Origin of the sequence: Streptomyces phaeofaciens (assembly GCF_014648915.1) — a bacterium.
GTDB classification, from domain to species: domain Bacteria; phylum Actinomycetota; class Actinomycetes; order Streptomycetales; family Streptomycetaceae; genus Streptomyces; species Streptomyces phaeofaciens.
In genome coordinates this window covers 14,064-29,268 of the sequence record NZ_BMSA01000047.1, presented here as the reverse complement: position 1 = coordinate 29,268, position 15,205 = coordinate 14,064, and the positions used below count along the sequence as shown (strand labels likewise).

Sequence of the window (15,205 nt, the reverse complement as noted above, 5' to 3'; positions counted from 1 at the left end):
CCCGGACCCCTGGGCGGTCCACCCCACCTCCACCGGGCACGCCCGCGGGGGCTTCCCACCGCCCCGGTCTCCCAGACGTTCCCACCGACCCCGTACGGAGGCTCCGATGACACCGGCACCCCGCAGCACCACCGGCGACCTGCCCGACGACCCGGCCGACCGGACCCTGCCACAACTGCTGGCCCGAAACGCCCGCCGGTACCCCCGACTCCCCGGCCTCTCCTGGCAGTCGGCGGACGCGGACGGCGAATGGACGACGCTCGGCTGGGCGGAGATCCACGAGCACACGCGGAGCCTCGCCGCCGGCTACAGGGCCCTCGGCGTCGGCCGCGGCGACCACGTACTGGTGATGATGTCCAACCGGCCCGAGCACTGGCTGTCGGACCTGGCACTGGTCCGCCTGGGTGCGATCCCGGTCAGTGTCTACGGCACCGCGGCTCCCGAGCAGATCACCCACATCGCCCGCAACTGCCGGGCCCGCCTCGCCGTCGTGGAGGGCGCGGCCCAGGTGGCGGTGTGGAAGCCGCTGCTGGCCGACGCCGACACGCCGCTGGAGCGGCTGGTGGTGGCCGAAGCGGGAGCGGGGGACGGTCACGTCCCGTACTCCGCCCTGTTCCGCGAACCGGTGCCGGAGCAGTTCGCCAAGGAACTGGACACCGCCCGCCCCGAGGACCCACTGACCGTCGTCTACACCTCAGGCACCACCGGCGAGCCCAAGGGCGTCGTCCTCACCCATCGCGAGGTGATGTCCAACGCCCTGGCACTGGACGCCGTGGTGGAGCTGCCGCCGCACGTCGCGCACATCTGCTACCTGCCCTTCGCCCACATCGCCGAGCGGATGCTGGGCATCTACCTGCCCTGTCACCGGGCCTCGCACGTCCATCTCTGCGCCGACCCCACGCGGGTCGGCGAGGTGATGCGCAAGGTGCGCCCCGCGCAGTTCTTCGGAGTGCCGAGGATCTGGGAGAAACTGTCCGCCGCCGTGCGGGCCGTCCTCTCGCTGATGCCGGCCGAGCAGCGGGTGGTCATCGACCAGGCGTTCGAGGTCGCCCGTGAGCACGTCGGGTACCGCGAGCGGGGCGAAACCGTGCCCGTCGGGCTGGAGGAGCGCTACGTCCGCGCACGCGAGGACGTGCTGCTGCCCTTGCTGGCCGCGGGCGGGCTGGACCGGGTGACCTGGTCGGCCAGCGCTTCGGCGCCGATGCCGGTCGACGTGGTGCGGTTCTGGGCCGGGTTCGGCATCGTGATCATGGACGCGTGGGGGCTGACCGAGACCACCGGCGTGGCCACCGGCAACAGCCCGAAGACCGGCTTCCGGCTCGGCTCGGTGGGACGCCCGGTGGAGTCCGTGGAGATCCGTATCGCCGAGGACGGCGAGATCCTGGTGCGGGGCTCGTCCGTCTTCACCGGCTATCTGCAGCCGGACGGCTCGGTGCGGTCCGCCCTGGACGCCGACGGCTGGCTGGCCACCGGGGACATCGGCCGGATCGACCAGGACGGCTACCTCTGGCTCACCGACCGGAAGAAGGAGATGATCATCACCTCCACCGGCAAGAACGTCTCTCCGGCCCTGGTGGAGAACGCGCTCAAGGAACACCCGCTGATCGGCCAGGCGATGGTGCACGGCGACAACCGTTCCTACCTGGTCGCCCTGCTGGTGCTCGACGCGGAGGCGGCGCCCGCCTGGGCCGCGGCCAACGGCCTCGCGGCGGCCGGGGGACTGCCCGGCCTGGTGGCACACCCCGCCGTCCGGGCGGAGGTGGAGCGCGCGGTGGCCGCCGCCAACTCCCGGCTCAACCGCACCGAGCAGGTCAAACGGTACGAGCTGCTGGCGCGGGAGTGGGGGCCGGCGACCGGCGAGCTGACACCGTCGCTGAAGATGCGGCGTCGGGTCATCCGGGACAAGTACGCCGTAGAGCTGTCCGAGCTCTACCGGGACTGACCCGGGGCCGCACTCCTTCCGCGCCTCGGGCCTCCCGCACACGAACGGCGGCCGCCAACTCCTTCCCGGGGGTGGGCGGCCGCCGCGTGGGGCCGTCTCACAGACCGTAGGTCTTCCCGATGACGTCCCGCTGGATCTCGCTGGTCCCGCCGTAGACCGTGGAGACGACGGCGGCCCGCAGGTGGCGCTCCATGTCGAACTCCGTGGTGTAGCCGTAGCCGCCCATCATCTGCATGCCCTCCAGGGCGGCCCGCTTGGCGATCTCGGTGGCCTTCAGCTTGGCCATGGACGCCTCGCGCGGGAACAGCCGGTCCGGCTGCGCGTCGCAGTCGAGCGCCACCTCGCGCACCAGCAGCCGGGTGCACTCGATCTCGGTGGCGAGATCGGCGATCCGGTGCCGCAACGCCTGGAAGGAGCCGACGGGCCGCCCGAACTGCTCGCGCTCACGGACGTAGGCGACGGCGTCGTCGAACGCGCGGCGCGCCAGGCCCAGCATGTTCGCGGCCAGGAAGAGCCGTTCGTAGTTCAGCCCTGCCATCAACTGCCGCCAGCCGCCGTCGACTTCCCCGACCACGGCATCCGCGGGAAGCCGGACGCCGGTGAGGAAGACATCGTTGACCTCCCGGCCGCCCATGGTCTCGATGCCCCGGATCTCCACACCGGGGGTGCCGGCGGGCAGATGGAACATGGTGAGCCCGCCGTGCTTGTCCTCACCGGTGCGGGCCACCAGCAGAATGCTCTTCGCATGGTGCGCGTTGGAGATCCAGGTCTTCTGGCCGTCGACCAGCCAGCCGCCGTCGGGGGCCCGCCGGGCCCGGCAGCGCAGCGCGCCGACGTCCGACCCGGCGCCCGGCTCCGACATGGCGATGGCCAGGACGTCGCCGCCCACGACGCCGGGCAGCACCTCCCGCCGCTGCCGATCGGTGCCGAACCGCTCGTACGCCTTGGCGGTGATGACGGTGGTGACGAAGCCCCCGCACGGAACCATCCCGTACGAGGTCTCCTCCAGGAACAGGCAGGCGTCGGCCAGCCCGCCGTCGGAGCCGCCGTACTCCTCGGACAGGCACACACCGAGCCAGCCCAGGTCGGCGAGCCTGCCGTACAGCGTGGGGCTGTGGGCCTCGCGGCCGCCCGCGGTCAGCGCGTCGCGCTGCTCCCGGGTACCGCACTCCCGTTTGGCGAAATCGCGGACGGTCGCGACGAAATCGGCCTGTTCTTCGGTGAGACGACTGCCCATCAGGTCCTCCGTGATCAGGTTGCCGGTCGGCGGCTCGGTCAGGTTCCGGCCCGCGGTGGGTTACAAAGACACGATAATTGTTTCAGTGCCTCTGTGAAGGTGTTCTCCGGGTATCGTGAGGGCCACCATGAGAACTGACCCGAACGACTCGTGGCTCGCCCGGGCCCTCGTCCAGCCGGAGCCGGAGGACCGCGTGGCGTCGCGGATCCTCGACGCGGCACTGGAGCAATTCACCCTCCTGGGCCTGCGCCGCTCCTCCGTGGACGACGTCGCCAAGCGGGCCGGCGTCTCCCGCGTCACCGTCTACCGGCGCTTCCAGACCAAGGACAACCTGGTCGAGAGCACCCTGCTGCGCGAGCTCAGCCGCTTCTTCCAGCGGCTGGACTCGGCGGTGGCGGCGCTGCCGACCATGAAGGAGCGGGTCGTCGAGGGCTTCGTGGTCGCCCTGCGCCACACCCGCGCCCATCCGCTCTTCGGCGGCCTGCTGCGCCTCGAACCCGAGGTGGTGCTGCCCTACCTGACCGTGCACGGCAGTTCGTCGCTGTCCGCCACCGTCGAGTACCTGACGGCCCATCTGCGCCGCGCGCAACAGGCCGAGGGCCGTCCCGACGAGGACCTTCGTCCGGTTGCCGAGCTGATGGTGCGGGTCGCCGTGTCCTTCCTGCTGAACCCCGCCAGCTGCATCGAGATGGAGGACGAGGACCAGGCCCGGGCCTTCGCCCGCCGCTATCTGGCCCCACTGCTGGACGCCTGACCGGCCGGACGGTCCCCTCGAACGGTCCGTCCGGCCTGCGGCGCGCCGCCCGGCCGTTCAGCGGCGCCGGTGCAGCGCCCGCGCCCATCGCACCGCGCGCTCCCGCGTGGCGGCCGAAACCTCGAAGGAGGTCAGCGCGATCGGCGGGTCGAACCGCTGCACCGTCGTCGACTGCACGGAGGCGAAGGCACGCAGCCCTTCCGCACCGTGGATCCGTCCGAAGCCGGAGTCCCGCGAACCGCCGAACGGCAGCGCCGGAACCGCCGCGAAGCCCAGCACCGAGTTCACCGACACCGCCCCCGCGCGCAGTCGCGCCGCGATCACCGCACCGGCACGCCCGTTGCGGCAGAACACCGCGGCCCCCAACGCGTAACGGGAGGCGTTGGCCCGCTCCACCGCCTCGTCCACGTCGGCCACCGGGTTGATCGCCACGACCGGCCCGAACGTCTCCTCCGCCATCGCCGCCGCGTCCTCCGGAACGCCGGCCAGCACGACCGGCGTGACGTACGGGGCGCGAACCGACTCGGGCCCGCCCAGCAGGGCCCGCGCGCCCGCCGAGACCGCACCGGTCACATGCCGCTCGACGACCGTGACCTGGCCCGGCAGGGTCATCGGGCCGTAGGAGGCGTCCGCCTCGGCACCCGGCCGCAACGCCTCGGCCCGTTCGACCACCCGTGCGCACAGCGCCGCGTGGATCTCACGCACCGCGTAGACCCGCTCCACCCCCGCACAGGTCTGCCCCGCGTTGCTCAGCGCGCCCCACACGATCGCGTCGGCGGCCGCGTCCAGGTCCGCGTCCGCGGTGACGATCACCGCGTCCTTCCCGCCGCACTCCGCGAGGAACGGTGTCAGCGTCTCGGCGCACACCGCCATCACCTTGCGGGCCGTCCCCGGCGAACCGGTGAACGCCAGCTTGTCGACCCCGGACCGGGCCAGGGCGTCCCCGGTGGACGCCGCGCCGGTGACGGTGGTGAGCAGCCCGGCATGCCCGGGAACGGCGGCGTCGAACAGTTCGGCCAGCAGCACCCCGACGCCCGGGGTCAGCTCGGACGGCTTGAACACCACGGCGTTCCCCGCGGCCAAGGCGTAGCCGATGGAGCCCATCGGGGTGTACAGGGGGTAGTTCCAGGGGCCGATGACCCCGACCACGCCCAGCGGCCGGTGCACCAGCGAGGCCCGCTGGTGGACGGTGAACAGTCCCGTGCCCACCTTCCGCCGGCGCAGCACGCGCCCGGCGTTGCGGGCGGCCCAGCCCAGGTGCTCCAACGTGAGGACGACCTCCAGCGCGGCGTCACCGGCCGGCTTGCCGGTCTCCTCGGCGATGGTGCGGGCCACGGCGTCCAGGTCGGTGGCGAGCGCCTTCTTCCAGCGCAGCAGATGGTCACGGCGCCGGGACGCGGACAGTGCCGCCCAGCCGGCCTGGGCGATCCTGGCCCGGGCCACGGCGCGCGCGACCCCTTCCGGCCCGTTCACCGGGTGTTCGGCGATCGGCGCGCCGGTCGCGGGGGAGTACGTGGTGAAGGTCGCGGCGTGCGGTGCGGCGGCAGGGGTGGTGTCGGTCATCGGGTCTCCTCACGCGGAGTACGGGGGACGGGCGACCGCGCCGGAACGGGAGCCCCTTCCGGCGGCGCCTCGTCCTGGAGCGGGGCCGGCGGACGGGAGTGCGCCCAGTGCGGACCCAGGTCGTCCAGGGTCCAGCCGAACGGGTAGGTGCGCGCCTTGGGCCTGCGCGGGAACCGCTCCGGTCGCCCCGGCAGCAGCCGGATCAGCGCCGCCCGGGCGCGGAACATGCGGTGGACGGCGGTCCGCAGCCAGCGCGGCTCCGGGCGGAAGCCGAGCGCCTTCAGCAGCGGTTCGTCCAGGACGGCGAGCGAGACCCTGGACGCCAGCCGCCGTGCCGGGGCCGGATACCAGGAGGCCAGGATCCGCAGGGTGGCCGCGGCGACCCTGCGGTTGGCGGGGTCGTAGGCGAACATCTCCCGCTCGTAGTCGTCGTGCAGTCGCTCGAACGCGGCGTAGGTTTCGGGCGCGCCGGAAATGCCCATCATCTCGCCCATCCGGTGGCCCACCAGCGCCAGACTCTCGCTCTCCTGCTCGGACAGACGCCGCCAGCCGAACCGGTCGATCCACCGCTTCGGCCCCACCACCGTGGTGGCCAGGACGTAGAGGAAGTCCTCGTTGGGGATCCGGTAGCGGTCGTGTATGCGGTTCAGGTGGCGGGCGGCCGCCCGGCCGTGCTCCGAGTCCATCCCCTCGCTGACCATCTCGTACGTGATCAGCACCGTGTCGTCGTACCGCTTCTGGCCGGCGCGTTCGAACTCCTGGGTGCGGTCCAGGAGTCGGGAGATGCGCGGGACGCCGTAGTCGCGCAGGAACGCGATCGACGTCCCATGGAGGTAGTCGCGGGGGAACTCGTAATGGATGATCCACCGGTAGATCTGCTCGAAGTCCCGCTGCGGATCCATCTTCTGGATGCGGCGCAGCCGGCTGTAGCGGCCCATGGGTGATCCCTCCTGTCGGAATCGCGGCCACCCGCCCACGGAGTGAGCGGTCATGCCGGCGACGTGGACGGCCTCACCGTGGTCACCTCCGGCGTCGGAAGGCGCCTGGCGATCGGCAGGAGGTGGCCACGGTGTCGGTGCAGGGGCAGATCCGCGAAGTGCTGACGTTCGGGTCGGGATGACGATGTCGCAGGTGAGCCGGGTGCGATCCGGGTGCTGCGGCCGCACGGTGCCGTGCGGGTGGCCGGCCCGGCTGTGCTGGGTTCCCTGGGGAGCACGACTCTGTGAGCCGATGATACTGAAACTATTGACTTGTATCAGGAAGCGTCAATACTCCCGCCGAAACGAAGGAGGGCTGCGCCCTGCCCGCCAGCCGATTCACGACGCGCCCTCGCCGCGTGACACTGCCGCCTCTTGCGTACGGGATGTGGCTGCGGCGCCGACGCCGTCCCGTGGAAGCACGCACCCAACTGCGCCGTGCCGTCATGGGGTGCGACCAGTCCGGTGCCCACGTATGGACCGGGCAGGCCGACGCCGAACTCCGAGCGGTCGGCGAGAGCCGATGAGCCGACCCGAACGGCCGGCGGCTCGTCGTCGAGCGGGCCGGCCCTCGAATTCCGGCACCCGGCGGTGATCTGACGCCGTATCCCGGCAGGCCCGCGATGGCAGAAAGAGTGGGGTAGTCGTCATTGCGGCCGTCGTGACCGACACGAAGGATGAAGGCATGACGCAGCGATCCGTGCTGATCGTCGTCTTCGACGACGTCCAGAGTCTTGATGTGACCGGCCCCTTGGAGGTGTTCACGGGGGCGGGGCGCCACAGTGGAGAGCCCTACGAGATCCTCACCACCTCGCTCGACGGTGCTCCGGTCCGTACCTCGAGCGGCCTGACCCTCGTCCCGGATCGCGCACTGCCCGAAGCGGGGACACCGCACACCCTGCTCGTCCCGGGTGGCGAGGGCACCCGCTGCCCCGACCCTCGTCTGATCGACTGGCTGCGAGAGCACGGACGGCACGCCGAGCGCGTCGTGTCCGTGTGCAGCGGCGCGCTGCTGCTGGCCGAGGCCGGACTGCTCGACGGCCGTCGCGCGACGACCCACTGGTCGCTCTGCGACCACCTGGCCGCCAAGTACCCGGCCGTGAACGTCGATCCGGATCCGATTTTCGTACGCGACGGACATGTCGCCACCTCCGCCGGAGTCACCTCGGGCATCGATCTCGCGCTCGCCCTGGTGGAGGAGGACCACGGCAGGGACACCGCCCTCACCGTTGCCCGCCATCTCGTCGTGTTCCTCAGACGCCCGGGCAATCAGGCCCAGTTCAGCGCCCAACTCGCCGCCCAGACCGCCCGACGTGAGCCGCTGCGCGACGTCCAGCAGTGGATCACCGAGCACCCGGACGCGGATCTGTCCGTCGAGCGCCTCGCGGAGCGCGCCGGCCTCTCCCCTCGGCACTTCGCCCGCGCCTTCCAGGGGGAGACCGGGACGACACCGGGCCGGTATGTCGAGCGCGTGCGCCTCGAACACGCCCGGCGACTCCTCGAAGACTCGGCCGATGGTGTGGAGCAGATCTCCCGCGCCTGCGGCTACGGCACACCGGAGGCGATGCGCCGCGCCTTCGTGAAGGCCCTGGGCACCGCTCCGGCCGAATACCGCCGTCGTTTCCGCCCGTACTCATGCGCTGAACCCACCCGCTGAACACACCCGTTGAAAGGCAGACCATGCAGATCGCGATTGTCCTCTTCGACCGATTCACCGCACTGGACGCGGTCGGCCCGTACGAGATGCTCTGCCGCATTCCTGACGCCGAGACCGTCTTCGTCGCCCAACGACCGGGTCCGGTACGCAACGACCGCGGCGACCTCGCGCTTGTCGCGGACAAGGGATTCGAGGAGGTGCCGGCCCCTGACATCCTGGTGGTGCCCGGCGGTCCGGGTCAGTCCGGCCAGATGGAGAACGGGGCGCTGCTCGACTGGCTGCGCACCGCCGATGCGGCCAGTACCTGGACGACTTCCGTGTGTACGGGCTCGCTGCTGCTGGCGGCGGCCGGACTGCTCAAAGGCCGCCGCGCCACCTCGCATTGGCTGGCCCTCGACGGCCTTGCCCGGTTCGGCGCCGAGCCGACCGGCGAACGCGTCGTCACGGACGGCAAGTTCATCACCGCGGCGGGCGTCTCCGCCGGCATCGACATGGCCCTCACCCTGGTCGGCACCGTCGCCGGTGACGCGCACGCGCAGGCCGTCCAGCTGGGGACCGAGTACGACCCCCGGCCGCCGTACGACGCGGGTTCGCCGCAGAAGGCTCCCACCGCGATCGTCGACAAGCTCCGCGCCGGGAGCCGGCACATCCTTCAGTAGTCCCCTCCAGTGCCCGGCATCGGGCGCACGAGCGGGAGCGAGGGCCGCCCGCCTCACACGGCCATGGCCTCCTGGAGCCAGCGGGAGACCCGGTAGGGCAGCCACCACGCCAGCTCACCGACGCGCAGGATCAGGTGCTCGCTCGTGAACTCCTCCAGTACGTCGACGGGTACGTCGGCGTGGTGCGCACCGGGGCCGAGAAGGGCGATGGCCTCCCGGTAGTGGGGTTCGACGGCGGTGAAGCGGCGCAGATCCCCCCAGCGGCGGTCACGGATCTGGATGAAGCCCGGCCCCTGGCGCCAGACCAGCTTGCACAGGTAGTGGCGGGTCCGCCATGCGTGCAGTACCTCCTCGGCGTCTTCGAGGCCGGTGAGGGTGCGGGGCGGCTGGAGGTGGGACAACACCTTCCACTGGTGAGCGGAGTCCCGGGGCGAGAGACGAAGGTCCCAGTCGACGGAGACGGCGCGTGCGGTGAGGTCGCGGACCAGGCACAGCCGGTCGACGGCCTCGCGATGGCTCGCGGGATCGTCGGTGGACAGGTCGACGGTCGCGTCGAGTTCGGCGTGGCGCACGCCCAGGTCCCAGAGGCGGTCGACCTCGTGGGTCTGCGCGGTCACCGGGAGGGAACCCAGCGACATGCCCGGCAGGTGCCGGGCTTGCGGGTCGAGGTCGCGCCAGGCGCGTATCGCGAGGTCCGATGCGGTGGTGGCTGTCATATGCGGTCCTTCGGTCCTTCGTCCGTTCGGGGAACAGGGCGGCCGGGAGGTGGGGAGACGGGCGCTCAGGACAGGACGGGCGCGGGCTCGGTCCCGCTCCCGGCCGAGGTCTTGGCCTCGCCGGTCTCGGCCTCGCTTCTGGTGTGGGCGTGACGCATGTAGTCCAGACGCAGCAGGTCCTGGTTCACGGCGGCGGGGGCGATGTGCACGTACTGGCCCGCGTCGGTGAACACCACGCCCTGCGTGACCCACTCCGTGAGGAGGGCCTCGAGATCTCGCGCCGTGCACGGCGCGTCCCCGGCGGGGGCGGCGGCCGACGTCAGCTTGCGGTGCAGCGCCACCACGGTGTGCGGCTGGTCCAGGAGCCGGAAGACCGCGGTCTCGAACGGATCGGTGAGCTGCATGGTCCGCCAGGCGAAGGACGGCCGCCTGCTGACCAGCACGATCCGGTCGCCCAGGTCCGTGTGGGTGAGGCGGGCGTCGGCGTGGTGCTTCTTCCAGGCGGTGATGCCGTCGTTGAGGAGGGTGACGGTCGGCTCGGTGATGCCGCGTTCCGGGGCCTGGAAGACGTAGGCCAGGTCGTGCAGTTCCGCCTCGGGCAGGTCGTAGGTGAACAGGTAGTGCTCCTCGGGCCGCAGTCCGGTGAAGCCCAGTTCGGGGCGCTTGAAGTAGGGGCTGAAGCGTTCGATGGCGATACGGGCGGACAGGTCGACCGGCGGGTTGAGGTGTTCCAGGGCGGGGAGTTGGCGGATGACGGGTTCGTAGTCGTCGGCCGTCTCTCCGGGAAAGCCGTGCAGGTAGTTCCATGACACCGACAGCCCGGTCTCCGCCGCGTCGCGGAGCATGCGGACGTTCTGGCAGCCGCTGACACCCTTGTCCATGAGATCGAGGACGCGACTGTTGAGGCTCTCGATGCCCGGCTGGACGTAGATGAGCCCGGCGTCCGCCAGCACCTGCAGCTGAGAGCGCCGCATGTTGGCCTTGATCTCGATGTGCATGCGCAGGTCGTAGCCGCTGTCGATGACGCGGGGCAGGACGGTGGACAGGTAGCGCATGTCCAGGATGTTGTCGACCACGTACATGTCGAGCACTTGGTGGCGCTCCGCCAGGTCCATGATCTCCTGGTAGAACACGTCGGGGCTCTTGCTGCGGAACTCCATGAAGGAGCCGTTCAGGCCGCAGAACGTGCAGTGGTGCTTCTCTCCCCACCAGCAGCCGCGCGCGCCCTCGACGACCAGTTTCGGCTCCACCCAGTTGCGTGCCACGGACGCGGCGAGACGTTCGAAGTAGCCGCTGTAGTCGGGGGGCAGGATGGCGTTGGGCGGCAACGGCCCGGTCGGCATGGGGTTGGCGGTGTGCCGGGAGTCCGGGGTGCGGTGGCACAGTCCCGGGATCGAAGCAGCGGCGGCCGGGTCTTTGTCCCGTAGCGCGGTCAGCAGCCGGGGGAAGGCGTCCTCGCCCTCGCCGCGGACCACGTAGTCCACGAAGGGGAAGTTGCGGTGGACGGCGGCGCCCTGCTCGGCGTCGCAGTTGGCCCCGCCCATGACGGTCACGACGTGCGGGGCGAGGTGCTTGATCCGCCGGGCCGCAGCCAGCGCGGCGGTGTTCTGCTGGAAGGTGGAGGTGAACCCGACCACGTCGGGTTCGAGAGCCACGACGCGGCGGGCCACCTCGTCGACGAACTCCGGTACGAGGCGGTGCAGTTCCCGGGTCATGCGCATCCGGGACCTGCGCAGCTTCGACGTCATCACCTCGACGAAGTGATCGTCCCGCCACGCCGGGTCGTCGTAGAGCGCCGAGGAGAACACCCAGTCGCCGCAGCCGAGGAAATAGGAGGACAGGGCGTAGTACTCGTAGTCCTCGGCCGTGAACTCGGAGCGGCTGGTGATCCAGTCGGTGAACTCCAGATTGGCGTGCAGCACCTCGCACGTGGCGTCCTGGACGTGGTCGTCGACGCTCCGTTTGAGGATGCCGAGCGCCAGCGAGGGCAGGTCTATCGGGGACCAGGGCATATTGACGAGAAGAACGCGCACGATGGGCTCCTTGCGCACGAGCGGCCGGCGAGACGGGAGGTGCGGGAGGTGCGGGAGGAAGCCCGGCCGGCCCCGGTGGGACCGGACCGGCCGGGCCGTGGGTCACTCCTCGTCGTCGCTCTCGGCGGCGTTGCGGAACGGGATGGTGATGGTGATGCCGATGCCCGGCCTGCGGTTCTCCTCGTCGCCGGCCAGCGGGTCGTTGTGGATGATGTCCTTCTGCACGGTCGTCCTCCTTCTCGGGTTCATGGCGTGTTCTTCGGGCGGGTGGTGCTGTGCACTACCCGGTCCCGCCGTGTCAGTCGGCGGGACCGGGGTCCTCCCGGACGTGCCGGGGGACGCGAGGGGGCGTCGGCGCGGGCAGGCGCGTACGCAGGAAGGTCAGGGAACGGTGCAGGACCGCGACGTGTGTCGCACCGTCGTAGCCGTCGTGGCCGGTGTCGAGCCACATCTCCTCGTGGGCCACGCCCGCGGCGGTCAGCGCGCCGAGATAGCTGCGGATCTGTTGGGGCGGGCACTTGACGTCCCTGTCGGCGCCGACCACGAGCAGGGGCACGCTCACCTTTGCCGCGAAGGTGAGGGGCGAGCTGAAGGCGTAACGTTCCGGCACCTGTTCCGGAGTGCCGCCGAACCAGCGGACGTCCAGGGCACGCAGCGCAGGAGTGGTCATCCGGTGGGCGGTCACCCAGTCGGCCACCGGCTTCACCGCGACACCGGCCTGCCACAGCCCCGGGCGGGTACCGAGGGCGAGCAGCACCAGGTACGCCCCCCAGGACACACCCCACAGGGCCGTGGCCCGGCCGTCGACGAGCCCGCGACCGACGAGATCAGCTCGTACGGCGGCCAGGTCGTCCACCTGGGGGTGGCCGACATCTGTTCCGAAGGCCCGCCGCCAGCGGGGACCGTAACCGGTCGACCCGCGGTAGTTGACCCGAGCCACGGCATAGCCGGAGGCCACGAGCGAGTGCACCGTGGCGTCGTAGGCGTCCCGGTCGTGGTCGGCGGGCCCGCCGTGCACCAGGAACACGACGGGCGGCGGAACTTCATCGGTACCCGTACCCGTACCCGTACCTGTACCCGTACCCGTACCCGCACTCGTACCGGCACCGGCGCCGTCGAGTCGGCTGTCGTCGGAGTGGGGCAGGCTGAGGAGGGTGTGGACCGGGCCGTCGGGCGTAGGGGTCCACAGCTCGCTGTGCCGCCCGGGTACGTGGGGCAGGAGACCCGGTGTCGGCAGGGCGACCCCGTCGGTGGCGCGCGGGACGGGCGGGTGGGCGGTGTCCGTCCACAGGTAGTGCAGCCCCCCGCCGTGCCGCGGGGCCGCGTCGAGCAGGCTCCCGGCGGGAGTGGGGACGACGCGGCGGGTACGGTCACGCAGGGACACCCGGTGCAGCAGCGAGCGACCGTGGCGCTCCTGGCGCACCAGCACCTCGTCGGTGTCGGGGTACCAGCGTGCGGTGATCTCCGTGTCGAAACCGCACCAGGAGTGTGTGACCAGACCTCGGCGTGGCGTCCACGTCGCCAACTGGTAGCCGTCCTCCCGCTCGTGCACCAGCAGCAGTTCGGACCGGCCGGGCCGTGGAGAGAACCCCCGGCACCATAATCGGCCGGCCGGGCCGCTGGCCTCGGGCAGCTCGGCGACGATCAGGCCCGCCGAGGTGACGACGGTGACGGTCGCGGCGCCGTCGGACACCGTCGCGAGGGCCAGCAGATCGCCTTCCGGCGTGATGCCGCTCAGCCGGCCCTCCCCGGCGATGCGGAGGATCTCGCGGGGGGCCCGGCCACGCCGTCCGACCAGGACCCTCGTGTCTCCGCGCCGGGGTGCGAGCGCCGCGGCGACCGTCCCGTCGGCCGTCACCGCCAGTCCGCGCGGCAGCCCGGTCGGGGCCCCCGGCAGACCGGGCAGCCGGCAGCCTCCGTCGAACGGCTGGAACCACCAGTGCCCCCGGCCCTCGGCGTCCTCGTCGAACCACCACACGTACGCGTCGGCGTCGATGGCGCAGTGCACCGTGCCCGCTGGCCGGTTCGTGACCTGCCGAGTGCTTCGGGTGGCCGCGTCCCACGTGAACACCTCGCAGCGGCCGTCGGCGTCGGCCGTCAGCACCATGCGCCTCGTGTCGCGTGGGCACACTTCCGGCAGGGCGCTGAGGAAGACCTTGAAGGTGTCACCCACGGCTCTCTCCCGTCCCGGCGGCGGCCGCGGCGCCCGCGCGCAGTACGGCAGGGGCCCTGAGTTGCGTGTACACGGCCAGAGCGGTGAACAGCGCGGTGCACAGCAGCGCGGGCGTGCGGAGGTCCCAGGCGGTGACCAGGACGGCGGCGAGCGCCGGCGCCCCGGCCGCGGCCAGCGCGGAGACCGAGCCGAGCACACTCGCGGCGCGCGACTGAAGCGCCGCCGGTGTGCACGCGATGGCGGCGCTGGACAGGACCACGGTGATCAGCGGCACCAGCAGGGACAGCCCGGCGAACGCCACTCCCCAGCCGATCGCACCGTTCGCCCACACCAGTGAGCCGCACGGCACGGGCAGCAGCCAGGCCGTCAGGGTCAACAGGCGGGCCGCACCGAGCCGGCGTACGACGGGGGCCGCGACCAGCGAGCCCAGCAGACCGGCTGCTCCTGACGCGGCGAGGACCAGGCCGGCCGCCGCGCTCCGCGCGTCCGCGCCCAGCCGGAACAGCGCCGTGTAGAACAACAGTGTCAGCGCGCCCCCGGCCGTCGACGTCCAGACCAGGACGAGTCGCAGCAGCGGGGACTCGGCCACCGTGACCACGCCGGCCTTCGCGGCGCCGAACCGGTCGGACCACGTCCCGCGCTGACGGGACGCGGCACCGGACGGCGGGCCCGGCGCCGGGGCGGGTGTGTCGAGGGGGGCGCGGATGGCCCGGACGCCCAGAGCTGCCGCCGCGTAGGAGACGGCGTCGGCCAGGAAGGGCAGGGGGCGGGCAAGGTGGAAGAGGGCCCCGCCGAGCGCCGGACCCACGATGAGTGAGACCTGGTCGCCGACCTGCATCCCGGCTGTCGCCCGCGGCAGCTCGTCGACGGCTGCCAGGTGGACGAGGGCTCCACGTGACGCGGCGTCGTAGGCCACGGCGCACAGCCGCTCCGTCAGGGCCAGCGACACCACGACCCATAACGCGGGCCGGCCCAGACAGGTGAGAGCCAGTACCCCTGTCGCCAGGGCCGCGAGTGCCGCCGAGCCCGTCATGAGGCGCCGCCGCCGTCCCCGGTCCGCCGGCACCGCGACGAGCGGCCCCAGGACGACCCCGGTGAGCGCGGCGGCACTGGCCAGCGAACCCGCGGTGCCGGGGCTGTGGCCCAGTTCCAGGAGCAGCAGCGGGAGGACCAGTCCGGAGGCCTGGCTGCCGAGCCCGTCAACTGCGTTGACCCACCACAGGATTCTGAGGTCCCGGTGCGCCGGAGCGGGCGGACGGCCCCGTGGGTCCGACCGCTTCGCGCGGCGCGGCCGTTCGGCGGCGGGGGAGTGTTCGTCGTGCGCTGGGACGGGCCGGCCGGGAGGCCGGCGGATCGGTGACGCGTCGACGTTCCCCACCCCCTGTACGCCCGGGAGGCCGCGCCGACGGCCGGCCCCCATGTGTCGAAAGTGTGTGAACTGTGAAAGTGGGCGGGAGCCTAGTCATGGGGAAACGTCAGCGACAAGTGCCACAC

At 71.9% G+C, this 15,205-nt stretch carries 12 protein-coding genes; 4 read left to right on the top strand and 8 right to left on the bottom strand.

What is annotated here, in order from left to right; genetic code table 11:
* Positions 1-106: 106 nt before the first annotated feature.
* Complete coding sequence (locus IE275_RS42535; protein ID WP_189718064.1) at positions 107-1,942, top strand: AMP-dependent synthetase/ligase; 1,836 nt, start codon at positions 107-109, stop codon at positions 1,940-1,942.
* A 97-nt stretch (positions 1,943-2,039) separates the two neighbouring features.
* Here the strand turns inward: IE275_RS42535 and IE275_RS42530 are convergent, their stop codons facing one another.
* On the bottom strand, positions 2,040-3,179 hold the full coding sequence (locus IE275_RS42530) for an acyl-CoA dehydrogenase family protein (protein ID WP_189718063.1): 1,140 nt from the start codon (positions 3,177-3,179) through the stop codon (positions 2,040-2,042).
* A gap of 127 nt (positions 3,180-3,306) precedes the next feature.
* On the opposite strand from IE275_RS42530, the gene IE275_RS42525 reads away from it, so the two are divergent.
* A complete protein-coding gene (locus IE275_RS42525) occupies positions 3,307-3,933 on the top strand; it encodes a TetR/AcrR family transcriptional regulator (RefSeq protein WP_189718062.1) in 627 nt (208 codons plus the stop codon).
* A 57-nt stretch (positions 3,934-3,990) separates the two neighbouring features.
* Here IE275_RS42525 and IE275_RS42520 read toward each other — a convergent pair whose 3' ends face one another.
* Together IE275_RS42520 and IE275_RS42515 are read right to left on the bottom strand one after the other, a co-directional pair.
* Positions 3,991-5,496, bottom strand: coding sequence for an aldehyde dehydrogenase family protein (locus IE275_RS42520; protein ID WP_189718061.1), 1,506 nt, complete (start codon positions 5,494-5,496; stop codon positions 3,991-3,993).
* Positions 5,493-6,434: an oxygenase MpaB family protein gene (locus IE275_RS42515; RefSeq protein WP_189718060.1), complete on the bottom strand. Its 942-nt coding sequence runs from the start codon at positions 6,432-6,434 to the stop codon at positions 5,493-5,495. Before IE275_RS42515 ends, IE275_RS42520 begins: the two co-directional genes overlap by 4 nt.
* A gap of 724 nt (positions 6,435-7,158) precedes the next feature.
* On the opposite strand from IE275_RS42515, the gene IE275_RS42510 reads away from it, so the two are divergent.
* On the top strand, positions 7,159-8,130 hold the full coding sequence (locus IE275_RS42510; protein ID WP_189718059.1) for a GlxA family transcriptional regulator: 972 nt from the start codon (positions 7,159-7,161) through the stop codon (positions 8,128-8,130).
* A 23-nt stretch (positions 8,131-8,153) separates the two neighbouring features.
* Entirely contained in the window at positions 8,154-8,789 is a 636-nt protein-coding gene (locus IE275_RS42505; RefSeq protein ID WP_189718058.1) for a DJ-1/PfpI family protein, read from the top strand.
* A gap of 53 nt (positions 8,790-8,842) precedes the next feature.
* On the opposite strand, the gene IE275_RS42500 is transcribed toward IE275_RS42505, so the two are convergent.
* The 5 genes from IE275_RS42500 to IE275_RS42485 all read right to left on the bottom strand — a co-directional run bounded on the left by IE275_RS42500 (position 8,843) and on the right by IE275_RS42485 (position 15,131).
* The gene (locus IE275_RS42500; RefSeq protein WP_189718057.1) at positions 8,843-9,505 is read right to left on the bottom strand and encodes a DUF5825 family protein; all 663 of its coding nucleotides are present in this window, start codon (positions 9,503-9,505) and stop codon (positions 8,843-8,845) included.
* A gap of 65 nt (positions 9,506-9,570) precedes the next feature.
* Positions 9,571-11,538, bottom strand: coding sequence for a RiPP maturation radical SAM C-methyltransferase (locus tag IE275_RS42495; protein ID WP_189718056.1), 1,968 nt, complete (start codon positions 11,536-11,538; stop codon positions 9,571-9,573).
* 102 nt (positions 11,539-11,640) lie between these two features.
* Complete coding sequence (locus IE275_RS46965; RefSeq protein WP_268255356.1) at positions 11,641-11,763, bottom strand: hypothetical protein; 123 nt, start codon at positions 11,761-11,763, stop codon at positions 11,641-11,643.
* Positions 11,764-11,836: 73 nt separating this feature from the next.
* Positions 11,837-13,711, bottom strand: coding sequence for a S9 family peptidase (locus IE275_RS42490; protein WP_229871240.1), 1,875 nt, complete (start codon positions 13,709-13,711; stop codon positions 11,837-11,839).
* The gene (locus IE275_RS42485) at positions 13,704-15,131 is read right to left on the bottom strand and encodes an MFS transporter (RefSeq protein WP_189718055.1); all 1,428 of its coding nucleotides are present in this window, start codon (positions 15,129-15,131) and stop codon (positions 13,704-13,706) included. Before IE275_RS42485 ends, IE275_RS42490 begins: the two co-directional genes overlap by 8 nt.
* Between the last annotated feature and the right edge of the window lie 74 nt (positions 15,132-15,205).